24 protein-coding genes and 1 pseudogene are annotated in these 22,387 nt (G+C 71.9%); 9 read left to right on the top strand and 16 right to left on the bottom strand.

The window, feature by feature from the left end; translation table 11 throughout:
• Window positions 1–73: 73 nt before the first annotated feature.
• The 5 genes from ACWDBE_RS18235 to infC form a co-directional block, all read right to left on the bottom strand.
• The gene (locus ACWDBE_RS18235; protein ID WP_392874529.1) at window positions 74–1,177 is read right to left on the bottom strand and encodes a sensor histidine kinase; all 1,104 of its coding nucleotides are present in this window, start codon (window positions 1,175–1,177) and stop codon (window positions 74–76) included.
• Between the two features lie 118 nt (window positions 1,178–1,295).
• Complete coding sequence (locus ACWDBE_RS18230; RefSeq protein ID WP_449789546.1) at window positions 1,296–2,162, bottom strand: TrmH family RNA methyltransferase; 867 nt, start codon at window positions 2,160–2,162, stop codon at window positions 1,296–1,298.
• 98 nt (window positions 2,163–2,260) lie between these two features.
• Window positions 2,261–2,656, bottom strand: coding sequence for a 50S ribosomal protein L20 (rplT, locus tag ACWDBE_RS18225; RefSeq protein WP_030055649.1), 396 nt, complete (start codon window positions 2,654–2,656; stop codon window positions 2,261–2,263).
• Between the two features lie 109 nt (window positions 2,657–2,765).
• A complete protein-coding gene (gene rpmI / locus ACWDBE_RS18220) occupies window positions 2,766–2,960 on the bottom strand; it encodes a 50S ribosomal protein L35 (protein ID WP_030286227.1) in 195 nt (64 codons plus the stop codon).
• Between the two features lie 143 nt (window positions 2,961–3,103).
• A complete protein-coding gene (gene infC / locus ACWDBE_RS18215) occupies window positions 3,104–3,829 on the bottom strand; it encodes a translation initiation factor IF-3 (RefSeq protein WP_449789568.1) in 726 nt (241 codons plus the stop codon).
• Between the two features lie 465 nt (window positions 3,830–4,294).
• Here infC and ACWDBE_RS18210 point away from each other — a divergent pair, with 465 nt between their 5' ends.
• Window positions 4,295–4,672, top strand: a complete 378-nt coding sequence (locus ACWDBE_RS18210) for a DUF1844 domain-containing protein (protein ID WP_224281591.1) — start codon at window positions 4,295–4,297, stop codon at window positions 4,670–4,672.
• Between the two features lie 75 nt (window positions 4,673–4,747).
• On the opposite strand, the gene ACWDBE_RS18205 is transcribed toward ACWDBE_RS18210, so the two are convergent.
• Window positions 4,748–5,521 (bottom strand): SseB family protein, encoded by a 774-nt coding sequence (locus tag ACWDBE_RS18205; RefSeq protein WP_449808540.1) that lies wholly within the window; start codon window positions 5,519–5,521, stop codon window positions 4,748–4,750.
• A gap of 91 nt (window positions 5,522–5,612) precedes the next feature.
• On the opposite strand from ACWDBE_RS18205, the gene ACWDBE_RS18200 reads away from it, so the two are divergent.
• From ACWDBE_RS18200 to ACWDBE_RS18190, 3 genes are all read left to right on the top strand, one after another.
• The gene (locus tag ACWDBE_RS18200; RefSeq protein WP_449808539.1) at window positions 5,613–6,836 is read left to right on the top strand and encodes an amino acid deaminase/aldolase; all 1,224 of its coding nucleotides are present in this window, start codon (window positions 5,613–5,615) and stop codon (window positions 6,834–6,836) included.
• Window positions 6,837–6,895: 59 nt separating this feature from the next.
• Window positions 6,896–7,315 carry a hypothetical protein gene (locus tag ACWDBE_RS18195; RefSeq protein WP_449789549.1) on the top strand — a complete coding sequence of 140 codons (420 nt, stop codon included), beginning with the start codon at window positions 6,896–6,898 and terminating at the stop codon, window positions 7,313–7,315.
• Window positions 7,316–7,557: 242 nt separating this feature from the next.
• Window positions 7,558–8,472: a lytic polysaccharide monooxygenase auxiliary activity family 9 protein gene (locus ACWDBE_RS18190; RefSeq protein ID WP_449808538.1), complete on the top strand. Its 915-nt coding sequence runs from the start codon at window positions 7,558–7,560 to the stop codon at window positions 8,470–8,472.
• Between the two features lie 136 nt (window positions 8,473–8,608).
• Here ACWDBE_RS18190 and ACWDBE_RS18185 read toward each other — a convergent pair whose 3' ends face one another.
• The 4 genes from ACWDBE_RS18185 to ACWDBE_RS18170 all read right to left on the bottom strand — a co-directional run bounded on the left by ACWDBE_RS18185 (window position 8,609) and on the right by ACWDBE_RS18170 (window position 13,492).
• A complete protein-coding gene (locus ACWDBE_RS18185) occupies window positions 8,609–9,766 on the bottom strand; it encodes a DUF2510 domain-containing protein (RefSeq protein ID WP_449808537.1) in 1,158 nt (385 codons plus the stop codon).
• A 110-nt stretch (window positions 9,767–9,876) separates the two neighbouring features.
• Window positions 9,877–10,677: a 3-oxoacyl-ACP reductase gene (locus tag ACWDBE_RS18180; protein WP_449789552.1), complete on the bottom strand. Its 801-nt coding sequence runs from the start codon at window positions 10,675–10,677 to the stop codon at window positions 9,877–9,879.
• A 7-nt stretch (window positions 10,678–10,684) separates the two neighbouring features.
• Window positions 10,685–12,085, bottom strand: a complete 1,401-nt coding sequence (locus tag ACWDBE_RS18175) for an aldehyde dehydrogenase family protein (protein ID WP_449808536.1) — start codon at window positions 12,083–12,085, stop codon at window positions 10,685–10,687.
• 3 nt (window positions 12,086–12,088) lie between these two features.
• Complete coding sequence (locus ACWDBE_RS18170) at window positions 12,089–13,492, bottom strand: glutamine synthetase family protein (protein ID WP_449789554.1); 1,404 nt, start codon at window positions 13,490–13,492, stop codon at window positions 12,089–12,091.
• Between the two features lie 210 nt (window positions 13,493–13,702).
• Between ACWDBE_RS18170 and ACWDBE_RS18165 the strand changes: the two genes are divergently transcribed.
• The 3 genes from ACWDBE_RS18165 (at window position 13,703) to ACWDBE_RS18155 (ending at window position 16,654) form a co-directional block, all read left to right on the top strand.
• Window positions 13,703–14,431 (top strand): gamma-glutamyl-gamma-aminobutyrate hydrolase family protein, encoded by a 729-nt coding sequence (locus tag ACWDBE_RS18165; protein WP_449808535.1) that lies wholly within the window; start codon window positions 13,703–13,705, stop codon window positions 14,429–14,431.
• A gap of 194 nt (window positions 14,432–14,625) precedes the next feature.
• Window positions 14,626–15,696, top strand: coding sequence for a cation diffusion facilitator family transporter (locus ACWDBE_RS18160; RefSeq protein ID WP_449808534.1), 1,071 nt, complete (start codon window positions 14,626–14,628; stop codon window positions 15,694–15,696).
• A 55-nt stretch (window positions 15,697–15,751) separates the two neighbouring features.
• Window positions 15,752–16,654, top strand: coding sequence for a 5'-3' exonuclease (locus tag ACWDBE_RS18155; protein ID WP_449808601.1), 903 nt, complete (start codon window positions 15,752–15,754; stop codon window positions 16,652–16,654).
• Between the two features lie 47 nt (window positions 16,655–16,701).
• On the opposite strand, the pseudogene ACWDBE_RS18150 reads toward ACWDBE_RS18155, so the two are convergent.
• The 5 genes and pseudogenes from ACWDBE_RS18150 to ACWDBE_RS18130 all read right to left on the bottom strand — a co-directional run.
• A pseudogene (locus ACWDBE_RS18150) lies at window positions 16,702–16,848 on the bottom strand (radical SAM protein); the annotation flags it as partial.
• A gap of 12 nt (window positions 16,849–16,860) precedes the next feature.
• The gene (locus ACWDBE_RS18145; RefSeq protein ID WP_449808533.1) at window positions 16,861–17,394 is read right to left on the bottom strand and encodes a class IV adenylate cyclase; all 534 of its coding nucleotides are present in this window, start codon (window positions 17,392–17,394) and stop codon (window positions 16,861–16,863) included.
• Window positions 17,381–18,022: a hypothetical protein gene (locus ACWDBE_RS18140; RefSeq protein ID WP_449808532.1), complete on the bottom strand. Its 642-nt coding sequence runs from the start codon at window positions 18,020–18,022 to the stop codon at window positions 17,381–17,383. Before ACWDBE_RS18140 ends, ACWDBE_RS18145 begins: the two co-directional genes overlap by 14 nt.
• On the bottom strand, window positions 18,019–18,969 hold the full coding sequence (locus ACWDBE_RS18135) for a hypothetical protein (protein ID WP_449789559.1): 951 nt from the start codon (window positions 18,967–18,969) through the stop codon (window positions 18,019–18,021). The genes ACWDBE_RS18140 and ACWDBE_RS18135 overlap by 4 nt, the downstream gene beginning before the upstream one ends.
• A 99-nt stretch (window positions 18,970–19,068) precedes the next feature.
• A complete protein-coding gene (locus ACWDBE_RS18130; protein WP_449789560.1) occupies window positions 19,069–19,614 on the bottom strand; it encodes an ATP-binding protein in 546 nt (181 codons plus the stop codon).
• A 216-nt stretch (window positions 19,615–19,830) separates the two neighbouring features.
• Here ACWDBE_RS18130 and ACWDBE_RS18125 point away from each other — a divergent pair, with 216 nt between their 5' ends.
• Window positions 19,831–21,087 (top strand): helix-turn-helix domain-containing protein, encoded by a 1,257-nt coding sequence (locus tag ACWDBE_RS18125; RefSeq protein ID WP_449789561.1) that lies wholly within the window; start codon window positions 19,831–19,833, stop codon window positions 21,085–21,087.
• Here ACWDBE_RS18125 and cutA read toward each other — a convergent pair.
• A complete protein-coding gene (gene cutA, locus ACWDBE_RS18120; RefSeq protein ID WP_449789562.1) occupies window positions 21,084–21,413 on the bottom strand; it encodes a divalent-cation tolerance protein CutA in 330 nt (109 codons plus the stop codon). The two genes, ACWDBE_RS18125 and cutA, sit on opposite strands and share 4 nt — an antisense overlap.
• A 252-nt stretch (window positions 21,414–21,665) precedes the next feature.
• Here cutA and ACWDBE_RS18115 point away from each other — a divergent pair, with 252 nt between their 5' ends.
• Complete coding sequence (locus tag ACWDBE_RS18115) at window positions 21,666–22,154, top strand: SAM-dependent methyltransferase (RefSeq protein WP_449789563.1); 489 nt, start codon at window positions 21,666–21,668, stop codon at window positions 22,152–22,154.
• Window positions 22,155–22,387: the final 233 nt, after the last annotated feature.

Below are 22,387 nucleotides of genomic sequence, written 5' to 3'. Positions count from 1 at the left end.
CCAAAGGTCGAGTGTAGTCGCAGCGTGTAGCGCCGCTCGGCGCCGCTTCCTCGCAGCCCGCCCCCGCGGAGCCCTAGAGCATGAAGTCCGGGACCCCGGCGGGCAGGATGAATCGGAACCGGGCGCCGGCGCCCGGGGCGCGGTCGACGCGGATCGAGCCGCCGTGGGCTTCCACGATGCCCTTGACGATGTAGAGGCCCAGGCCGGTGCCGCCGCGCTTGGAGCCGCGCCAGAAGCGGGTGAAGACGCGGGGCACCGACTCCTCGGGGATCCCGCCGCCTTCGTCGCTCACGGTGACCGCTGTGCCCTCCACGATGCGGGGTGGAGTGCCGTCGCGCTCCCAGAGGGGCGCCTCGACGACCTCCTTGGCCGGTGCCACCTCGATGGTGACAGTTCCGTCACCGTGCCGCACCGCGTTTTCCAGCAGGTTGGCGAGCACCTGGTCGACCTTGTCCGGGTCGGCCCACAGGACGGTCAGCGGCTCGCTGATCCGGATGTCGAAGCGGTCCTCGGGGATGCCGGTGGCGACCTTGCGCTCGACGTGCCGGCGCACCGCCGCGGCCAGGTCGACCACCTGCTTGCGCAGCTCCAGCCGGCCGGAGTCGATCCGGGAGATGTCCAGCAGTTCGGCGATCAGCCGGGTGACCCGGTCGGCGTCGGCGTCGACGGTTTCCAGCATCAGCCGCTTCTGCCCGTCGGTGAACCGCTCCCACTTGGCCAGCAGCGTCGCCGTGAAGCCCTTGACGCTGGTGAGCGGGGAGCGCAGCTCGTGCGCCACGGTGGCGATCAGCTCGGCGTGGCTGCGCTCGGTGCGGCGCCTGGCCTCGGTGCCGCGCAGGGCGATCACCAGCCGCTCCAGCGGCCCGCCCGGCGCGCTGCGCACGTACCGGGCGGAGACCAGCACCTCGCGCCCCCCGGGCAGCAGCAGGTTGCGCTCCGGCTGGCGGGTGCGGATGGCCAGGCCGCCGTACGGGTCGGTCAGCTGCCACCAGCGGCGGCCGTCCAGGTCCTCCAGCGGGAGGACGTCCTCCAGCTCACTGCCGAGCGCGGCCTGCGGGAGCACGCCGGTGAGCCGGGCCGCGACCCGGTTGAAGCAGACCACCCGGCCCAGCGCGTCGGCGACCACCAGGCCGTCCGGCAGGTCGTCCGGGTCGAGCTCGGGCCCGCTGCCGACCATGGGTTGCCTCCCCGATTACCCACCGTGCCGTTCCCCCCACAGAGGCAGACCCTAGCGCCTCCCGAGCCCGTGCAGTAGGGCTTGCAAGGGGGTGATCCGGACGCGCCCCCGGGGTGCGTCAGGCGTTCGAACGGCAGCCGCCGGGCGAACGCTGGGCGCGGGCCGAGGCGTACAGGCAGACGGCCGCCGCGGTGGCCAGGTTGAGGCTCTCGGCGTGGCCGTGGATCGGGACGCGCACGACCTCGTCGGTGAGCGCGCGGGTCTCCTCCGGAAGCCCCCACGCCTCGTTGCCGAACACCCATGCGCCGGGCGCGCCCAGGGTGCCCTCGTCCAGCTCCCGGTCCAGGTCGCGCTCCCCGGCGCCGTCCGCGGCGAGCACCCGGACCCCGGCCTCGCGCAGCCTGCCGACGGCCTCCTCGACCGGCACGCCGACCGCCACCGGCAGGTGGAACAGGCTGCCCACGGAGGCCCGGACGGCCTTCGGGTTGTAGAGGTCCACCGAGGCGTCGGTGAGCACCACGGCGTCCGCGCCGGCCGCGTCGGCGGTGCGCAGCACGGTGCCGGCGTTCCCGGGGTCGCGCACGTGGGCGAGGATCGCGACCAGCTTGGGGCGGGCCTGGAGCACCTCGTCGAACGGGGTGTCGATGAAGCGGCAGAGCGCCACGATGCCCTGCGGGGTCACCGTGTCGCAGATCCCGGCGATCACCTCGTCGGTGGCGGTCAGCACCGGCAGCCCCTCGGTCAGGGCGGCCTCGACGATGCCGGCGTGCCGCTCGGCGGCCTCCACGGTCGTGTAGACCTCGACCACGGCGTGCTCACCGGTGCCCGGCAGCCTGCCGAAGGCGATGGCCTCCCGGACGGCCTGCGGGCCCTCGGCCAGGAAGCGGCGCTCCTTGGTGCGCTGGTTGCGCTTGGCCAGTCGGCGGGCGGCCACGACGCGCGGCGAGCGCAGGGAGGTCAGCAGGGGGGTGTCGGTGCTGGGCATGGTCTCGTTCTCCGGAGGCGCTGAAGGAGGGGGCAAAGCAGGACCGGACCCGCAGGCGAACCTGCGGGTCCGGTCAGAGCTCAACCGATCTCGGAAGATCAGGCGGCGTCGGCGGCGGCCTTCGGGGCGTTCACGTCGGCCGGCAGCGCCTTCTGGGCGACCTCGACCAGGGAGGCGAACGCACCCGGGTCGTTGACGGCCAGGTCGGCCAGCATCTTGCGGTCGATCTCGACGCTGGCGGCCTTCAGGCCCTGCACGAAGCGGTTGTAGGTGATGCCGTTGGCACGGGCCGCAGCGTTGATGCGCTGGATCCACAGCTGACGGAAGTCGCCCTTGCGCTTCTTGCGGTCGTTGAAGTTGTAGACCAGCGAGTGGGTGACCTGCTCCTTGGCCTTGCGGTACAGGCGCGAACGCTGGCCACGGTAGCCGCTGGCGCGCTCCAGGATGACCCGGCGCTTCTTGTGGGCGTTGACTGCCCGCTTGACGCGTGCCACTTGATTACTCCTTGGGTTGGACCACGGACTACTTCACGTGGTCCGTCATTCGAATGGGTCGGGAAGGATCAGCTGCCCCGCTCGCGGCTCGCGCCGGGCGGGAGGGCGATCACTTGCCGAGAAGCTTCTTGATCTTCTTGGCGTCAGCGGGGGCCATCTCGACGGTCCCGGCCAGCTTGCGGGTCAGCGTCGAGGGCTTGTGCTCCAGGAGGTGGCGGCGGCCGGCGCGCTCGCGCAGCACCTTGCCAGAGCCACTGATCTTGAAGCGCTTGCTGGCGCCACTGTGCGTCTTCTGCTTCGGCATTTCGCCGTATCTCCTCGTCGGTCCCGTTCACGCCCGCGCGGCGGTCGCCACGCGGGCGTGAACTGGATGGATCTGCGGTGACCGGGCGGGACGCCCCGTCACCCTGTGGGCCGGTCTCCCGGGCCCTCCTGGCCGGTGAAGGCTCAGGCGCCCTGGGAGGCGGCCGGCTGCTCGACCGGAGCGTCGGCCTCGACGGCCGGCGCCTCGGCCGGGGCGTCCTGCGCCTCGGTCACGGCATCCTCGGTCACGGCGTCCTCGACCTCGGCCTCCGCAGGGGCGTCGGAGCCGGCGGTGCGGCCCTGACGCTCGGCCTTGCGGGCGTCCGCGAGGGCGCGGGCCTCGGCCATCGCCTCGGTCTTCTTCTTGTGCGGGCCAAGGACCATGATCATGTTACGGCCGTCCTGCTTGGGCGAGGACTCGACGAAGCCCAGGTCCTGGACGTCGTCGGCGAGCCGCTGAAGCAGACGGAAGCCCAGCTCGGGGCGGGACTGCTCACGACCGCGGAACATGATCGTGATCTTGACCTTGTCGCCCTGCTTGAGGAACCGGACGACGTGACCCTTCTTGGTGTCATAGTCGTGCGGGTCGATCTTCGGCCGGAGCTTCATCTCCTTGATGACCGTGTGCGCCTGGTTCTTGCGCGCCTCACGGGCCTTCATGGCCGACTCGTACTTGAACTTGCCGTAGTCCATGAGCTTGCACACCGGCGGCCGGGCGGTCGCCGCGACCTCGACCAGGTCGAGGTCGTACTCCTGCGCGAGCTCCAGCGCCTTGGCAAGCGGCACGATGCCGACCTGCTCGCCGCTGGGACCGACGAGTCGCACCTCGGGGACGCGAATCCGGTCGTTGATGCGGGGCTCGGTGCTGATGGGGCCTCCTCGGTTGCACCTTCTGCGATGCGGCCGTCGGACGGCGGTCGCACGTAGTGGACTCGACCACTGGGCGGGGCTTCATTCGTGCTGCGCTGTCCGGTACGTACACCGCCACACGAAAAAAGCCCCGCTCGGTACAAGCGGGGCTCCACACAACCGGGGGCTGCGCCCGGTGAGGGGCGCTGCGGCGACTCGGCACCAGAGGCGCCCGTCGCGGACCGGGACCCGTCGACCCGGAGGCCGATCAGGTGGGAGACTTTCGCGGTTGCCCTCTCGGGCCTCCTCAGTGGAGCCTCCACTTGCTGGCCGAGTGCCCATACGGGATCCCGGCCGGTCAGTCTCGAAGCTTACAGCGTCGGGAGGTCGAACGCTATTCCGCCCCGGCGCACTGCCCCGTCCGCGTCCCCCGGGGCCCTTGTACGCTCCACGTGTACCCACACGGCACGAAGGAACGAGCCCCCCTTGAGCAGCGAGCCCACCCAGACCCCCGGCGCGGACGACGACGCGATCGGCTTCGACGACCTCACCCGCGACATCGCCGAGGTCCCGGCCGTCGAGGTGATCACCACCGTCGCGGTGCACCTGATGAGCGCCGCCGCCGTCAAGTGCGGTCTCGCCGAGGGCGGCGAGAAGGACAAGGACCTGGACGAGGCCCGCAAGCTGATCACCGCGCTCGCCGGGCTCGTCACCGCCGGCGCCCCGGAGATCAGCAACTTCCACGCCGCGCCGCTGCGGGACGGGCTGCGCTCGCTGCAGCTCGCCTTCCGCGAGGCGTCCATCGTCCCGGACGCCCCGGGCGCCGGACCGGGCGAGAAGTTCACCGGGCCGGTCTACTCCTGAGCTTCGGCTCCTCCTCGCGCGAGGAGGAGCGGAGAAGGCCACCGACTCCCGCGAGCCGGTGGCCTTCTCCGTTCCCTACCGCCTGTGGAGCGGCTCCCCCGGCAGCTCCGCGCTCGCCGGCAGCACCGCGAGGTCCAGCCCCCGGTCCAGCCGCACCCGCAGCACCGGGTCGGCGGCCACCGCCTGCCCGACCCGCTGCGCGGCCGCCTGCAGCCCGGCCTGGTCCAGCGCCGGGTCGAACACCACCGCGAGCACCCCGTCCGAACCCTCCGAGGCCGCCAGCCGCCCGCTGACCACCTGCGGCTCGGCCGCCAGCAGCGCACGGACCGCCTCGCGCACCTCCGGGTCGCGGACCGGCGGCAGGAACGGGCGGTTCTCCGCAAGCGCCCGCAGCCGGGCGCCCCTCAGCTGGAACGCCACCGGCCCGGCCGGGTCGATCAGCAGGGTGTCGGCGCGCTCCGAGTAGGCGACCATCGCGGCCTGCGGGGCCGCCGTCGGCGCCGGGCGGGCGTCGGCGCGCCAGCGGGTGAGCGCCTCGAGCGACGTGAAGGCCGGCAGCGCGCGGCGCCCGTCCGGGGCCTCCAGCACCGGGACGGCCATGTCGCTGGTCTTCTCGTGCCGGTGCCCGTCCGGGCTCACCTCGACCTCGCCGAGGATCGCGACGATCGGGACCATCAGCCGGGTGGGGGGCAGTGCCGCCAGCACCTCCGGCTCGGCCGCGCGGTCCTGGGACCAGCGGGCGAGGGCCTCGGCGAGCGCCGGGTCGGCGGTGCCGTCGTCGTCGGAGAAGCCGGGGTTCGGGATGCTCTTGCCGACGAACGCCGGGTTGGAGAAGTCTTTGCGGTCCACCCGCCCGACCCTATGCCACCGCGCGCGGACGGCCCCATTTCCCTGCACGCGGCCCCTACCCACCGGTAGCGCGCTGTGGCACCCTGCGCCCATGGTGATCCTCGACGCGCCCGCGACCGCACCCGCCCCGGTGTCCGACCGCCTCCGGTACGACCGTGCCACCGCCCACCTGGACGGTCCGGTGGCCGTCGTGGACCTCGCCGCGTTCGACGCGAACGCCGCCGACCTGGTCCGCCGGGCCGGCGGCAAGCCGATCCGGCTGGCCAGCAAGTCGATCCGCTGCCGGGCCCTGCTGGACCGGGCGCTGGCCGTGGACGGCTTCCTCGGCGTGATGAGCTTCACCCTGGACGAGTCGCTCTGGCTGGCCCGCACCGGCGTCCGCGACGTCCTGCTCGCCTACCCCAGCGCCGACCGGGCCGGCTTCGCCGAGCTGACCGCCGACCCGGAGGCCGCCCGCGAGATCACCGTCGTGCTGGACGACCCGGCCCAGCTGGACCTGATCGACGAGGCCCGCGGCGGCGACGCCGAGGTGCGGGTCTGCCTGGAGCTGGACACCTCGCTGCAACTGCTCGGCGGCCGGGTCCGGGTCGGCGCCCGCCGCTCGCCGTTGCGCACCCCCGAGGACCTCGGCGCCTTCGCCGAGCTCGTCCAGCGCCGCCGGGGCTTCCGGGTGGTCGGCCTGATGGCGTACGAGGGGCACGTCGCCGGGGTGGGAGACCGGATACCCGGGCGGCCGGTGCGCTCCGGGCTGATCCGGTTGATGCAGGCCAAGGCCAGGACGGAGCTGGCCGAGCGGCGCGCGGCGGCGGTCCGGCGGCTGCGGCGGGTGGCCGACCTGGAGTTCGTCAACGGCGGCGGCACCGGCAGCGTGGAATCCACCGTGGCCGAGCGCGCCGTCACCGAGGTGGCGGCCGGCTCCGGGCTGTACCAGCCGCAGCTCTTCGACAACTACCGCGCCTTCCGGGGCCGCCCGGCCGCGCTGTTCGGCCAGCCGGTGGTGCGCCGCCCCGGCCTCGGCGTGGTGACCGTCCTCGGCGGCGGCTACCCGGCCTCCGGCGCGGCCGGCCCGGACCGCTCCCCGGTGCCGTACCTGCCGGCCGGGCTGCGCTACGACCCGATGGAGGGCGCCGGGGAGGTGCAGACCCCGCTGCTCGGCTCGGCGGCGGACGACCTGCTGATCGGCGACCGGGTCTGGTTCCGGCACGCCAAGGCGGGCGAGCTGTGCGAACGCTTCGCCGAGCTGCACCTGGTCGAGGGCGACCGGATCGTACGGACCGTGCCGACGTACCGGGGCGAGGGGAAGACGTTCCTCTGACGCCTCGTCCGCCCTTGCCCTACCGTGGTGCCGACATTGCGGTACGACAAGGGAGCAGCATGGACGCCGAACTCGTGCAGGAGATGCTGAGGTCCGGGGCGACCTCGGTGGCCGGGCTGATGGCCACGGCCGCCTGGAACCAGGCCAGTTCGCGGATCGCCCGGCTGCTCGGGCGCGGCGAGCGGGACGAGGAGGCGAGCGCGGAGCTGGAGGTGATCCGCGCCGAGGTGCTGGAGGCGGGCGGCGACGAGGAGGTCCTGGCCGACCAGGCCGCGGCGGTTCGCAACCGGCTGCGCGCACTGTTCCGGGCGAACCCGGAGGCGGCCGAGGAGCTCTTCGAGATCCTCCAGGAGTTCCTTCCCGGCCAGTTCCACAAGGAGCCCGGCGGGACGTACATCATCAACGTCATCAGCGGGAGCTCGACCGTCAACAGCGACCTCGTGATCCAGGCCGGCAGCATCCACGGCATGCAGCGCTGACCTTTCCGGAGCCTTAACGGGGCCCGATGGAACGGCTAACCACAGCCGTCCGTCGGGCCTTTGCGCTGCTCGGGGGCCTACAGTCCGTCAACAAGCGCAGCACGCACGGCTATTGCCTTCTGGTCCAGACCAATCCTACGCTTCGGCCCGGGGGTCGCGCGCCGGGCCGGCGGCTCCCGAACGGGCAGGCGTGCCCGTTCCCCCACACACGCCCGGAACGACGGTCGAGGAGTCCCCACCCCATGTCCATCAAGCGAACCGCCCTGTCCGTCGGCGTGATCGGCGCCGCGGTCGTCGCGGTGGCCGGTGCAACCGCCGGTACCGCCAGCGCCCACGGCACGATGACCAACCCGGTGAGCCGCGTCGCCGCCTGCTACGCCGAGGGCCCCGAGCACCCGGTGTCCCAGGTCTGCAAGGACCTCGTCGCCGCCGGCGGCACCCAGCCGCTGTACGACTGGAACGAGGTCAACATCGCCAACGCCAACGGCAACTCCCAGGCGCTGATCCCGGACGGCAAGCTCTGCTCGGCCAACCGGGACAAGTACGCGGCGCTGGACTGGCCGCGCACCGACTGGCCGGCTACCGCGGTGAAGGCCGGTGCCTTCACCTTCCAGTTCCGCACCACCGCGCCGCACGTCGGCACCCAGACCGTCTACATCACCAAGCCGGGCTACGACCCCACCAAGCCGCTGAAGTGGTCGGACCTCGACTCGACCCCGGTCGCCCAGGTGCAGGTCGATCGCAACGCCGTCAACGGCTTCTACACCTACTCCGGCACCCTGCCGCAGCGCACCGGCCGTCAGGTCCTCTACACGGTGTGGCAGCGCAGCGACAGCCCGGAGGCCTTCTACTCCTGCTCCGACGTCGACTTCGGCGCCTCCACCACCGCCGTGTCGGCGCTCGCCGCCCAGGCTCCGGCCGCGCCCAGCGACGCCCAGATCGCGGCCGACGCCTCCAAGTCCACGGTCGCCCACCACGGCCACGGCGGGGACCCGGACTCCCCGGCCGGCCGGGTGATCCCGACCGCCTCCGCGGCCGTGGGCGGCACCTCGGCCACCGGTCCGCTGCTGCTCGCCGGCGCCGCCGCGATCGGCGTCGGCTGGGCCGGCATGGTGCTCCGGCGCCGTCGCGTCGAGGCTGTTCGACGCGACTCCTGACGCCGGGCACGGGACCGGGCCGGCCACTCCCCCGTCCGGCCCGGTCCCGTAACACCACCCCGCGCGACGACGAACGGCGGCCCGCCCGGTTTCCCTCCGGGTGGGCCGCCGCCGTGTGGTGTGAGGAGCGCGGGGCTCAGGTGGTGGTGCCGCCGGAGCCGGTCCCGGGCAGGCCGGGGATGGCCGGGAGCTTGCCCTTGTAGGTGGTGATGCCCTGGACGATGGTGTCCATCACCGCGACGTCCGGCGACTTGTCGGCGATGTCGAAGCCGAAGTGCACCGAGACCAGCGCCTTCCCGTCGGCGGACGGGAAGACCACGGTCTGCACGTAGCCGCTGTTGCCCTTGGCCGCGTCCGCCTTCCAGCGGACCAGGTAGCCGTCCTGGCCGTTGACCTTCACGGCCTCCGACTTGAGCTCCTGGTGCCCGGTGAGGTCACCGTACGAGTCCTTGGCCGCCGACGCGATGTCGGCCTTGGCCGCCGCCTGGACGTCGGTGCCGCCGCCGGTGATCCGGCCGGTGGTCGCCCCGCCGAGGGAGCACTCGTTCTTGCCGTCCACGCAGGTGTACGAGCCGACGGTGAGCATGGCGTAGCCCTTGTCGGTGGTGCCGGCCTGCCAGCCGTCCGGGACCGGCAGGACGATCCGGTTGACCACGTCGATCGCCTGGTCGGTGCTCGGGCGGGTCCGGCCGCCGCCGTTTCCGCCCCCGCCCCCGTTGCCGCCCTTGCCGCCCTTGCCGTCCCCGCTCCCGCCGTCGCCGGGGTCGCCGAAGCCCGGGAGGCCGCCCCACGGGCCGGAGCCGTCCTGCGGGGCCGGGCGGGCGCTGCGCCGGGCGCGGTCCCCGTGGCCGTCCATCGCGAGGTAGGTGATCCCCGAGCCCGCGCCGAGGCCGAGCAGGGCGGCGAGGGTGGTCGCGACCACCAGCTTGGAGGGCTTGCGCCGGGGCTTGCGCGGCGGCCCGGCGGGCGAGCCGTAGGCGGTGCCGAAGGGCGGCGGCTCCGGGTAGCGGACGGTCGGGCCGCTGTCCAGCACCTCGCCCTCCAGCACCCGGGGACGGCCGGCCGTCCCAGGCTGCGGGGTCGCGGCGCCCGTCGGCTCCGCCTCCGGGGAGTCCGGAGTGCCCGCCTGCGGGGAGTCCGGAGTGCCCGCCGGGGCGCCCGGCGTCGGGGCGTCCGAGGGCGCGGGCCGGGTGTCGGCCGTCCAGCCCCTGCCGTCCCACCACCGCTGCGGCCTCGGGTCGCCGGAGGTGTCCTTCGGGTCCGGGTACCACCCGGCGGGAATCTGCTCGCTCACGGTAGAGAAATCTAAAGGCAGCCGGATAAGCGCGAAATCAGCGCAGCCGGGAATTCCGGCCGTTTTCGATGAGATTCCGGTGAGAACCCCGGCCGCGCCGCCCGCGGCGACTACAGCGGGGTCACGTACGCCCCGGAGATGCCGCCGTCCACCAGGAACTCGCTCGCCGTGATGAACGAGGAGTCGTCACTGGCCAGGAAGGCCACCGCGGCGGCGATCTCCTCGGCCCGGGCGAACCGGCCGAGCGGGATGTGCACCAGCCGGCGGGCGGCCCGCTCCGGGTCCGCGGCGAACAGCTCACGCAGCAGCGGGGTGTCCACCGGCCCGGGCGAGAGCGCGTTGACCCGGATGCCCTCCCGGGCGAACTGCACGCCCAACTCGCGGGACATCGCCAGCACCCCGCCCTTGGAGGCGGTGTAGGAGATCTGCGAGGTGGCCGCGCCCATCCGGGCCACGAAGCTGGCGGTGTTGATGATCGAGCCCCGCCCGTGCCGGCGCATGTACGGCAGCGCGGCCTTGCAGCACAGGTAGACGGAGGTCAGGTTGACCTCCTGGACCTTCCGCCAGGCGTCCAGTCCGGTGGTCAGGATCGAGTCGTCCTCGGGCGGCGAGATGCCCGCGTTGTTGAAGGCGACGTCCACGCTACCGTAGGTCTCGTACGCCTCGTCGAACAGCGCCTCGACCATGTACGGGTCGGTGACGTCGGTGTGCACGAACAGCCCGCCGACCCGCTTCGCGGCGGCCCGCCCGGTCTCCTCGTCGAGGTCGGCGCAGACCACCTTCGCGCCCTCCGAGGCGAGCCGCCGGGCGGCGGCCAGGCCGATCCCGCTGCCCGCGCCGGTGACCACGGCGGTGCGGCCGACCAGCCGGCGGCAGACGACGTCGTCCCGCGCGGCGTGCTTCTCGCTCATCGGGCTGTCACTCCTCGCTGTGGATGAAGACGTTCTTGGTCTCGGTGAAGTGGCGCAGCGCGTCCGGTCCGAGCTCGCGGCCCACCCCGGACTCGCCGTAGCCGCCGAAGGGTGTCCAGAAGCGCACCGAGGAGTGCGAGTTGACCGACAGGTTGCCCGCCCGTACGCCCCGGGCCAGGCGCAGCGCCCGGCCGACGTCCCGGGTCCAGATCGAGCCGGACAGCCCGTAGCGGGTGGCGTTGGCCAGCCGCAGCGCGTCGGCCTCGTCGGTGAACGGCAGGACGGCGGCGACCGGGCCGAAGATCTCCTCGGTGACGGCCGGGACCTCCGGGTTCCCGGGGGCGATCACCGTCGGCGGGTACCAGTAGCCGGGCCCGTCCGGGACCTTTCCGCGGGCCAGCACCGGCAGGTCGGGGGTGACGTAGGAGGACACCCGGCGGACCTGGGCGGCCGAGATCAGCGGGCCGAGCTGGGCCTGCGGGTCGGCCGGGTCACCGGTGCGCAGGGTCTCGACGGCGGGCAGCAGCAGGGCGAGGAAGTCCTCGTACACCTCGCGCTGGACCAGGATCCGGCTGCGGGCGCAACAGTCCTGGCCGCTGTTGTCGGCGAAGGACATCGGGTCGGCGGCGCGGGCCAGGTCGGCGTCGGCGAAGACGATGTTGGGACTCTTGCCGCCGAGTTCCAGGGTGACCCGCTTGGCGTGGGCGGCGCAGCGGGCGGCGACCTCCTTGCCGACGACGGTCGAGCCGGTGAAGACGATCTTGCGGACGGCCGGGTGGTCCACCAGGGCCCGGCCGGTGGTGGCGCCCGCGCCGGGGACGGTCTGGAACAGGCCCTCGGGCAGGCCGGCCGCGAGGGCGAGTTCGGCCAGCCGCAGGGCGGTCAGCGGGGTGGCCTCGGCGGGCTTGAGCAGGACGGCGTTGCCGGCCGCCAGGGCGGGGGCGAAGCCCCAGGCGGCGATCGGCATCGGGAAGTTCCACGGTGCGATCACCCCGACCACGCCCACCGGCTCGTGGAAGGTCACGTCCAGGCCCCCGGGGACGGGGATCTGCCGGCCGGTCAGCCGCTCCACTCCCCCGGCCGCGTACTCCAGGAGGTCCCGGACGTTGCCGGCCTCCCAGTGGGCGTTGGCCAGGAGGTGGCCGGCCTGCGCCACCTCCAGGGCGGCCAGCTCGGGGACGTGCACGTCGACCTGGTCGGCGAACCGGCGCAGCAGCCGGGCGCGTTCGCCGGGGGCCAGCGCGGCCCAGCCGGCCTGGGCCCTCACCGCGCGCCGGACGGCCGCGTCCAGCTGCCCGGGGGTGGTGTCGGGGACGGTGGCGAGCACCTCGCCGGTGGCGGGATTGCGGACGCTGCTGCTGCTCTCGGCGTCCGCGTCCGCGTTCGTGTTCGCGTTCGGCTCGGTCACGGGTCACATCCGTTCGAAGGATCGGTAGCGCTCCCAGTCGGTGACCGCCCCGTCGTAGGCGGCCTGCTCGACCCGGGCCATGTTCAGGTAGTGGTCGACCACGTCGTCACCGAAGGCCTCCCGGGCCAGGGCGCTCTGCGCCCACAGGTCCGCCGCCTCGCGCAGCGATGCGGGCACCCGGGCGTACTCCTCGACCGCGTAGGCGTTGCCGAGGCAGGGTGGGGGCAGTTCCAGCTTGCGCTGCAGCCCGTGCAGGCCGGCCGCGATCATCCCGGCCACCGCGAGGTACGGGTTGACGTCGCCGCCCGGCACCCGGTTCTCCATCCGCAGGCCGGGGCCGTGGCCGACCACCCGGTAGGCGCAGGTGCGGTTGTCCCGGCCCCAGGCGACGGCGGTCGGAGCGAAGGAGCCCGGGCGGTAGCGCTTGTAGGAGTTGATGTTCGGCGCGTACAGCAGGCCGAACTCGCGCAGCGCGACCAGCTGGCCGGCCAGGAAGTGCCGCATGGTGTCGGTCATCCGGCCGTCCCGGTCGGCGAAGGCGGGGGCGCCGACGGCGTCGCGCAGCGAGAGGTGGATGTGGCAGCTGTTGCCCTCGCGCTCGTCGTACTTGGCCATGAAGGTGAGCGAGCAACCGAGTTGGGCGGCGATCTCCTTCGCGCCGGTCTTGTAGACGCTGTGCTGGTCGCAGGTGGTGAGGGCGTCGGCGTAGCGGAAGGCGATCTCGTGCTGGCCGAGGTTGCACTCGCCCTTGGCGGACTCCACCACCAGGCCGGCGCCGGCCATCTCGGTGCGGATCCGGGACAGCAGCGGCTCGACCCGGGCGGTGCCGAGCATCGAGTAGTCCACGTTGTAGAGGTTCGCCGGGGTCAGGCCGCGGTAGCCGCCCTGCCAGGCCTGCTCGTAGGTGTCGCGGAAGACCAGGAACTCCAGCTCGGTGCCGATGTCGGCGGCCAGACCGTGCTCGGCGAGCCGGGCGATCTGGCGGCGCAGCAGCTGGCGCGGGGCGGCGTCCACCGGGTGGCCGCCGTGCCGGGCGAGGTCGGCGGTGACCTGGGCGGTGCCGGGCTGCCAGGGGGTCAGCCGCAGGGTGCCGAGGTCGGGGCGCATCGCGAAGTCGCCGTAGCCGGTGGCCCAGGAGGAGAAGGCGTAGCCGTCCACGGTGTTCAGGTCGACGTCGACGGCCAGCAGGTAGTCGCAGGCCTCGGCGCCGTGCTCGGCGACCTCGTCGAGGAAGAACCGGGCGGCGAAGCGCTTGCCCTGGAGACGGCCCTGCATGTCGGTGAAGGCGAGCGCGACGGTGTGCACCTCGCCGGCGTCCACCAGGGTGCGCAGGCCGTCCAGGGTCAGCGGCGGCCGGGACGGCGCGCCGGCGGCGGCCCGTGCGGACAGTTCGGGCGTATCGGGCATGGCCGAGCCCTCCTCCTCGATCACTCTTCGAGATCAAGCGGTCACAGCGAACCGTACGGCCTGCGGCTCGCGGGGCGGAAGAGGGCGGGCGGGTGTCGGGAGGGGACGGGCCGGGGTCCGGCCGGGAACCGACGCGACGCCGCCCGCCCGGGGCGCGCCGACGCGCGTGGCTGACGGTGGATCAGCCGCTCTGGGGGGAGAATGCGCGCCATGGATCGCAGGCCTTTGATCGGCGTCAGCACCTACCTGGTGGACGCGAGTTGGAGCGATTGGCGGGGCCGCCGGGTGGCCCTGCTGCCCGAGCGGTACACCGCGCAGGTCCGGGACTCCGGCGGGATCGCGGTCCTGCTGCCGCCGGACGCCCCGGAGCGCGCGCCGGAGGTGCTGGCCCGGCTGGACGGCCTGGTGATCGCCGGCGGGCCGGACATCGACCCGGCCTACTACGGGGAGCCGGCCCACCCGGCGACGGAGGTGGACTCGCCGGAGCGGGACGCCTGGGAGGTCGCGCTGCTGCGGTCGGCACTGGCGGCGGGCATGCCCCTGCTGGCGGTCTGCCGGGGGATGCAGATCCTGAACGTGGTGTGCGGCGGGACGCTGGTGCAGCACCTGCCGGACGTGGTGCCGGTGGACGTGCACGGCGGGACGCCCGGCCGCTACGGCTCGCACCCGGTGCGCCCGGTGCCGGGGACGCTGCTGGGCGGGCTGCTGCCGGAGAGCGAGTTGGAGGTGCCGACCTTCCACCACCAGGCCGTCGACCAGGTGGGGTCGGGTCTACGGGTGAGCGCCCACGCGCCGGACGGGACGGTGGAGGCGGTGGAGGGGCCGGGGTTCACGCTCGGGGTGCAGTGGCACCCGGAGCAGGGGGACGACCTGCGGCTGATGCGGGCCCTGGTCAGGGCGGCCACCGCGGCGGTCCTCGACACACTGATGCTGGGGTAGCACAACTGGGCGCGGGGGAAGGGGATTTCGGTTGTTCGGCGGGGTGCGGAACGCACCGGGTGCGCCCCCGGGAACGGCAACGACAACGGTCACCAGTACAGCCTTTGGATCTTTGTCGATTCTGCGGTTCACTTCGGTTGCGGGGCGGTCACGACGCACCCCGCTTCCCACCCGTGCGCCCAGAGAGGACTTCCATGGCCGGGCAGGAGCATTCGCACGATGATCATGCGCATGACCACAGGCACTCGCATGCGCAGGGCTCAGGCGGGCACGCGCACGGTTCGGGCGGCCACGGCGGCCACTCGCACGGCGTCTCCGCCGACGCGGACCGACGCTGGCTGCTCGGCGCCCTCACCCTGATCGTCGTCTTCATGGCCGGCGAGGTCGCGGTCGGCTTCGCCGCCCAGTCCCTGGCGCTGATCTCGGACGCGGCCCACATGCTCACCGACGCCGCCTCGATCGTGCTCGCGCTGGTCGCCATGCGGCTCGCCGCCCGCCCGGCCCGGGGCGGCTACACCTACGGACTCAAGCGCGCCGAGATCCTCTCCGCCCAGGCCAACGGCGTCACCCTGCTGGTGCTGTCGGCCTGGCTGGGCTACGAGGCGATCACCCGGCTGCTCGAACCGCCGGAGGTCACCGGCTCACTGGTGCTGGTCACCGCGCTGGTCGGGATCGTGGTCAACCTCGCGGCCACCTGGTGCATGTCCAAGGCCAACCGCAGTTCACTGAACGTCGAGGGCGCCTTCCAGCACGTGCTGACCGACCTGTACGCGTTCATCGCCACCGCCGTCGCCGGCGCCGTCGTCCTGACCACCGGCTTCGCACGGGCCGACGCCATCGCCTCGCTGATCGTCGTCGCGCTGATGCTCAAGGCCGGCATCGCGCTGGTCCGGGACTCCGGGCGGATCTTCCTGGAGGCCGCCCCGGCCGGGATCGACCCGGACACGGTGGCCGACCGGATGGTCACCGAGCCGCTGGTCGAGGAGATCCACGACCTGCACATCTGGGAGATCACCTCCGGCCAGCCCGCCCTGTCCGCACACATCCTGGTCACCCCCGGCGGCGACTGCCACGCGGTGCGGCGTTCCCTGCAGCGCCGGCTCTCGCAGGAGTACGGCATCACCCACTCCACCCTCCAGGTCGACCACGTCGGCGAGGACGAGGCGGGCGCGCTGCTGCAGATCGCCACCCCGACCGACGCCGCCAACGAACACTGCGCCGACGCCCACGGCCCGGTCCACCGCGCCGGACCGCACGAGCACTGAGCGGTTCCTGTCGCCCGGGTGCGGCATGATCTGACACGTGACCGCACCCCGACTGATGCTGCTCGACTCCGCCAGCCTGTACTTCCGGGCCTACTTCGGCGTACCGGACACCCTGCGCTCGCCGCAGGGTGAGCCGGTCAACGCCGTCCGCGGCCTGTTGGACTTCATCGCCAGGCTGGTCCACGACCACCGGCCCGATCAGCTGGTGGCCTGCATGGACGCCGACTGGCGCCCCCAGTGGCGGGTCGACCTCGTCCCCTCCTACAAGACCCACCGGGTCGCCGAGGCGGCCGAGGACGGCGAGGAGGAGGTGCCCGACACGCTGGCCCCGCAGGTCCCGGTGATCGAACAGGTGCTGGACGCCCTCGGCATCGCCCGGGTCGGCTCCCCCGGCTACGAGGCGGACGACGTGATCGGCACCCTCACCGCCCGCGCCACCGGGCCGGTGCAGATCGTCACCGGCGACCGCGACCTCTTCCAACTGGTGGACGACGCCCGCGCGATCACCGTGCTCTACCCGGTCAAGGGCATGGGCAACCTCCAGGTCACCGACGACGCGGTGCTGCTGGAGAAGTACGGCGTGCGCGGCGCCCAGTACGCCGACATGGCCGCCCTGCGCGGGGACCCGTCGGACGGCCTGCCCGGCGTCAAGGGCATCGGCGAGAAGACCGCCGCCCAGCTGATCAACGAGTACGGCGACCTCGCGGCCATCCGCGCCGCCGCCCTCGACGTCGGCTCCAAGCTCACCCCGGCCCGCCGCCGCAACATCGTCGAGGGCGCCGCCTACCTCGACGTCGCCCCCAAGGTCGTCCGCGTCGCCGACGACGCCCCCCTGCCTTCCTTCGACCCGGCCCTCCCCCGCGAGCCCCTCTACCCCATGACGCTGGAGGAACTCTCCGCCCGCTGGGGCCTCGGCACCTCCCTCGACCGGCTCCTGGAGTCCCTCGCCACCCGCTGAGCCACCGTACTCACGAAGGGGCCCGCACGTTCGACGCGAACGTGCGGGCCCTCGGCGTTCCCGGGGTTGTCGGCGGTGACCGGCGTTCCCTCGTTGTGGCAGAACGTGCACGCCAGTCCGCAGTCGTCGATCACCTTGACACGGATGGTCCGGTCCCGGACGACCCTGACCGCGGGACGACGGGTAGCTGACAGGACTCGTCTCCGTCACTCGAACGTGAGCCGGGGGATCGACTCGATGTCGATCCCGTACCGGCGGTAGACCTTGGTCGTGTTCTCGCTCGTCAGTTCCTCGAGAGGGAGCTTGAGCGCGAGGGCCGTCGCGTGGACGTGTTCGGCGCTGTCGCCCTCGATCTCCAGGTAGGGGGGAATCAGCGGCCAGTGGTCGATCTCGACGGCCGCGCCGGCCAGCCTCCAGGAGGACCGGCGGTTCTCCTGGTACGCCTTCGGCTGATAGCCGAGCTTGCCGAGGAGCGCGTTCATCGAGTCGAAGTCGCCGACCGCCGTCTCCGTTTCGGTCACACCGTCGATCGCGTCGGAGTGGATCTCCTTGACGCACAGGGTGACGTCGGTGCCCGTGTCACGCAGCCGGACCCACGCACCCGGCCGGCCGGGGATGTCGTAGACGTAGCGGCGCTGGAACCGGTCGGCCAGGTGCTCCGCCCCGGCCTCGGCCAGGAGCGCGCGCATGGCCTCCGGCTCGATGTTGAGGACCTTCGCCTCGAACTCAATTGCGGTCATGGAAGGTTGCCTTCCTCGATGCGGTACGAGCGTGCGAGCGCACGGTACCGGCGATACCGCGAGCCACCTCATCAGGCGTGCGGTCGGTGCCGTCCACCGGCAGCAGTCCGAACGCCCGGTACACACGGGCACTTTCGGCCACGTTCGACTCCTCCCGTCGATGCCAGGAGCTCAGCGTCCCCAGCTCGGCCCGCCGACGAAGCCGCTCCTGGCGGACGCGTTCGTCCACCTCCAGCAGAATCGGCACGTGTGGGACGAGGGCCCCGTCCGGATACCGCGGCAGGCAGTCGTGCCCCATCGCCCGGTGCGTGGCGATCGTGCGCGGGAAGTAGGACTCGACCACCACCGTCCGACCGGACTCGACAAGCGCTCGAGCGGTCTCGGATTTGATGTGGTTGGCCATCATCCACCAGTGGAACCGCGCCGACAGGATGCCGGCGGCGTCCACCTCAGCACGCATGCGGGGGAACGTCGGCAATGTCCCGTCGGTGAGGTGAACCCCGTTGACCAAGGCGGCGACCAGCGGAGCGACAGTGGTCTTCCCGCTCGCGCTGAGACCGTCGATGGTGATGAAGAACCCTCGGGTCACGCCCATGTGAAATTCCGTCTCCTCGTTCGGGCTTGTCATCGTGGCCCCCAGTTCCACGGGGCCGGGTGGGCTCCGCGCAGGCACTTGATCCGGTGGGCGACTTCCTGACGGGTGTTGGCGTCCAGGTGGGCGCGGCGCACCGTGTCCATCACCGCGGTGAGGACGACGACGTCGCGTACGACCTGGTAGCCGGACCATGCTCCGATGTAGGGGTGCTGCGGGAGCCGGTCCTCGCGTTCATACGAGAGGTAGGTGTCGGCGTAGGTCCGGTGGTCCTGGCGTGGGCCGATGAGGAGTTCGGAGCGCCAGCGGGCGGCGACCAGGTCCCATTCCCGGTGGCCGCGACGGAGCGGGCGGCGAAGCAGGAGTCCCACGTGGACGCCGTCATCGTGACAGGGGACCATGCCGAGGGCGCCGAGGATGACGGTGTCCGGCGTCGGCCAGTCGAGGTAGTCCCACTCCTCGCGCAGCTGGGCGGTGTGCTCGCGCAGGAACCGGCGGGCGGACTCGTTCAGCGGAGCGTCGTCCAGACCGTCCAACAGGCCGGCGAACGGGTCGTGTTCTCTGAGCCAAGGGGCCGTCCCGGGGTCGATCCGATGGGTGAGGGCGGTCACCCATCCGGACAGGGACGTGTCGGTACTCGGTGGCCCCGGGTCCTGCCAGAAGGTCACGGCCCGGCCTTCGGCGGTCGTGCGGATGTCCGTGTACCAGGGCGAGGTGACGGCAATCTGGTGCTGTCGCAGGAACTGCGCGCTCTTGATCAGGGCCCAGGCCTCGTCCGGGTCGGGGTGCACGATGGCGAGCGCACGGGAGTCGGGCAGCGACCACAGCTGGTTCGGGCTGTCGCTGACCAGCTCGGCCTTCGCGACGTCGTCTCCGGTGAGGACGCAGGCCTGCGTCAGGGCCTCGAAGGAGGCCGCGACGTCCAATCTGCGGGCCGGGGTGGCGGTCTTGAGCAACGTTCTGGTGCGCGGTCCGACGCTCACGGCGCAGTCCTCTGGTACGGAGTGGTGGATGGACGGGAAGGGAGGGCGGTCCGATAGGCCACAACCCCATGGGGCCGTACCGGATCGCAGGCGCGATGACTACGCCGGTATCCGGTCCAATGCGGGACTCTCAGCGCCCGGGCACGGCTCCCCAGTCCGCCGGCCGATCCGTCGGCCGACCTGCTCGACCACGGCGGCCACCTGCCCTACCGGATCGGGCAGTTCGATCTCGGCCCAGATCTCCTTGCCCCCTTCAGCAAGGTTCTCGACGCCGAACCGGGACGCGACCCCCATGACCAGCCTCAGACCGCGGCCGCAGGTCGCCTCGGTGCTCGCCGGGCGGTATTCGGGCCCGCCACCACCCGGGTCCGCCACGGACACGCGCAGCACGCCCGGGGCGCACGCGAGGGAGGCGGTCAGCTTCACATCCGGCCGGTCGCCACCGCAGCCGTGCAGGATGGCGTTGGTGCCGAGTTCGGACAGCACGAGCTCCACATCCTCCAACAGACGGCTTTGCTGCTGATCGTTCAGGTCGAGGTCGAGCTTCGGCGCCACCGTCCTCGCCCAGCGACGGATGGCACCGATCTGCGCCAGCTCGGCGGGAAAGGCGGTGGTACAGGGACGTCGAAGATGAGACGTGGACATCAGCGAACTCCGAGGTGAGGAACCCTAAGCGGCCATCGGCCAGTGGGCATGGAACCCGTGCGACTGGAAGCTGCCTCCAAGGAGGAGCCGATGGATAGTCAACTACCGTTCTCGTTCGGGTGGATCGGCCAGGAGGCATGGCTGTTTTCAGGACATGGCTCAGAAATATGGCGAGTATGGTAAGACACGTTCGGCACACCCCCGGGGGCGGCAAGGATGACCACGCGCGACGCCGTGGAGACGATCGGCCCGCTGCTTCGGAGACTGCGGAAAGCCACCGGCCGTACGCAGGAGGAGTTGGCCGGCGATCTGTCGAAACGTCGGAATTACCCGATCGAACAGGGAACGGTATCCCGCTGGGAGACCGAGAAGGCCCTGCCCGACCCAACGTCCCAGCAGCTTCTCGCTGCTGAGTTCGACGTGCCGGTGGAGGAACTGCGCAGGGCCGCTATCGCGGCCCGACGGATCAGGCGGCAAGACAAGCAGACGGCGAAGGAGCCGGACGTGAATCGGCGACAGTTCATGGCAGCGGGAGCCGGGATCGCGGTGATACCAGCGATCGACTACCTCGGCTCGGGGCGGAGGCTCGGCGCGGACGTGCCCCGACAGTTGCGCGCGCGAACCGCGCGGCTGCGCCGCCTGGACGACTTCATGGGTGGCGGAGACACCTACGCCATGTACTGCAAGGAGCTGGGGGATACGGTCCGCCTGGTCGACGAAGGCGCCTACACCGAGAACACCGGGACCGGCCTGCGGAGTGTCATTGCCGAACAGGCCCAGCTCGCCGGGTGGGCGGCATTCGACGCGGGCCGCTACGGCGAAGCGCGTTCGCACTACCTGACCGCGATGACCGCAGCTCAGACCGCCAAGGACAGCTCGCTGGCGGGAAACTCCTACGCCTTCCTCGCCTACCTGGAGTGGGCCACCGGAGGCGGCTCCGGGATCGAGTTCGCCACGGCGGCCTGCGAGACAGCCGGACGCGACGCCTCACCGGCGGTGCGGGCCCTGCTGTGGGACCGCCTGGCCTGGCAGCACGCCACCAACGGCAACGCCAATGCCACCGAACGCGCTCTCGCTGCTGCCGAAGAAGCCATCCGCGAGGAGGCCGACCGGCCGGAGCCGGACTGGGTGTACTGGATCAACTTGGACGAAATCTCCATCATGACCGGCCGATGCTGGGCCGAGCTCCACCGACCGCTGCGAGCCATCCCCGCCCTGGAGTCAGCGTTGTCCCGCTACGACGACACCATGGCCCGCGACAAGGCCCTCTACCTGTCCTGGCTGGCCTCCGCTTATCTGGACGCGGGAGAGATCGAGCACTCCGCCGCGATCACCGGCAAAATCCTCGACCTCTCCCAAGGGCTCGCCTCGACCCGCCCGGCCGGACGCTCCCGCATTCTCCTCCACCGACTTCAACAACACCGCCAGCTCTCGCCAGTCGCTGAACTCCTGGAACGCAGCGTGGCGTCCTAGCCTCCCGCAGGTCGCGTCGCCCGGGTGATCCAGTCCAGATAGAGCTTCGGTCCGGACAGAATCGGCAGCGAGATCGCCTCCGGGCTGTCGTACGGATGCTCCGCAACGACATGCCCCTCCAACTCGGCCACCCGATCCTTCGTTGTACGAAAGGTCACCTGCCACTCGATGCCCTCGCACACCTCGCCAAGGTGTCGGTAGGTCGTGGCGACCGGCCCGGTGACCTGCCCTGAAGCAGCCAAACCGGCTTCGACTGCAGAGCGGGACAGCTTGGCGCCAGCGGCCTCGCTGTCGACGGTGGTGATCATGATCAAAAAGTCAGCCATGCCCGCGACACTACTCGGCACACAGGGGACGCGAGATAGTGCACGCGTCAACTGGTCAGACCTGCCTACGACAGGAACAAACAACTACATGCCGTCCCGCGACGTTGCCCTACAGATACGCGGCGCGCTGTCCCCTACCGCGGCTGGAAGGTGCCTCTCATCGACGCCGTGGACCGACACGCCGCTGAATACCTGGCGGCCACCATCTGACCCGCCACCCTGGCGCGGTTCGTTCACAGGAGGGGAAGACCCGTGGGTGATGTCTTCAGCGTGGAAGCGATCGGACACGTCGTGGGAGGCCGTACGGAACCGACCGACGACTACTGGGGAGGAACCCGCGCCATCATCCGCCTCGACGGAGACAGGTTCCCGCCGGACGCGACGAAGGGGCTGGAGGAGTTCTCCCACCTCGACGTGATCTTCCGGTTCCACAGGACCGACCCGACCGACCTGAACTTCGGTGCGCGCCGCCCCCGGGACAACCCGGACTGGCCCGAGGTCGGTGTGTTCGGCCACCGGAACATGCGGCGGATCAACTGGCTCGGGTCCTCCCGCTGCCGTCTCGCGAAGGTCGATGGCCTGGACCTGCACGTCGAGGACCTGGACGCCATCGACGGCACCCCGGTCCTCGAAGTGAAGCCCTGGTTCAAGGAGTTCGGACCGCGCGGAGAGGTGCGCCAACCCGCATGGACCACCGACATGCTCCGTGACTACTTCGCCCCGATGCCTCCCACGTCCTGACGGTCGGCATCACCTCGTTCGTTCCGGCTGCCTCTTCTCCGTGGAAAGTCGACCGGATCGACTTCCCACGCAACCGCTCACCATCCCGTTGCCGCTTCGGCCCCGCCGAAGCGGCAACGGAAGAATCCTCGCTTCTACCGTCACATGCCTCTGCCCCCGCCGTCGGCGGGGGCAGAGGCGTTTTTCTGCGCAGGAAGTCGGCTGGGCCGGCGTCCAGCGCAACGGCGGGGAAG

Source organism: Kitasatospora sp. NPDC001132 (assembly GCF_053598415.1).
The sequence above is the reverse complement of the archived record's forward strand: the minus strand, read 5'-3'. Positions and strand labels throughout refer to the sequence as shown.

Bases quoted from the DNA above. Each gene is read 5' to 3' on its own strand.
- ACWDBE_RS18235 (WP_392874529.1), bottom strand. From the start codon at position 1,177: ATGGTCGGCAGCGGGCCCGAGCTCGACCCGGACGACCTGCCGGACGGC.
- ACWDBE_RS18230 (WP_449789546.1), bottom strand. From the start codon at position 2,162: ATGCCCAGCACCGACACCCCCCTGCTGACCTCCCTGCGCTCGCCGCGC.
- rpmI (WP_030286227.1), bottom strand. From the start codon at position 2,960: ATGCCGAAGCAGAAGACGCACAGTGGCGCCAGCAAGCGCTTCAAGATC.
- ACWDBE_RS18200 (WP_449808539.1), top strand. From the start codon at position 5,613: ATGGTGATCCTCGACGCGCCCGCGACCGCACCCGCCCCGGTGTCCGAC.
- ACWDBE_RS18195 (WP_449789549.1), top strand. From the start codon at position 6,896: ATGGACGCCGAACTCGTGCAGGAGATGCTGAGGTCCGGGGCGACCTCG.
- ACWDBE_RS18190 (WP_449808538.1), top strand. From the start codon at position 7,558: ATGTCCATCAAGCGAACCGCCCTGTCCGTCGGCGTGATCGGCGCCGCG.
- ACWDBE_RS18180 (WP_449789552.1), bottom strand. From the start codon at position 10,677: ATGAGCGAGAAGCACGCCGCGCGGGACGACGTCGTCTGCCGCCGGCTG.
- ACWDBE_RS18170 (WP_449789554.1), bottom strand. From the start codon at position 13,492: ATGCCCGATACGCCCGAACTGTCCGCACGGGCCGCCGCCGGCGCGCCG.
- ACWDBE_RS18165 (WP_449808535.1), top strand. From the start codon at position 13,703: ATGGATCGCAGGCCTTTGATCGGCGTCAGCACCTACCTGGTGGACGCG.
- ACWDBE_RS18160 (WP_449808534.1), top strand. From the start codon at position 14,626: ATGGCCGGGCAGGAGCATTCGCACGATGATCATGCGCATGACCACAGG.
- ACWDBE_RS18155 (WP_449808601.1), top strand. From the start codon at position 15,752: ATGCTGCTCGACTCCGCCAGCCTGTACTTCCGGGCCTACTTCGGCGTA.
- ACWDBE_RS18145 (WP_449808533.1), bottom strand. From the start codon at position 17,394: ATGACCGCAATTGAGTTCGAGGCGAAGGTCCTCAACATCGAGCCGGAG.
- ACWDBE_RS18140 (WP_449808532.1), bottom strand. From the start codon at position 18,022: ATGACAAGCCCGAACGAGGAGACGGAATTTCACATGGGCGTGACCCGA.
- ACWDBE_RS18130 (WP_449789560.1), bottom strand. From the start codon at position 19,614: ATGTCCACGTCTCATCTTCGACGTCCCTGTACCACCGCCTTTCCCGCC.
- ACWDBE_RS18125 (WP_449789561.1), top strand. From the start codon at position 19,831: ATGACCACGCGCGACGCCGTGGAGACGATCGGCCCGCTGCTTCGGAGA.
- cutA (WP_449789562.1), bottom strand. From the start codon at position 21,413: ATGGCTGACTTTTTGATCATGATCACCACCGTCGACAGCGAGGCCGCT.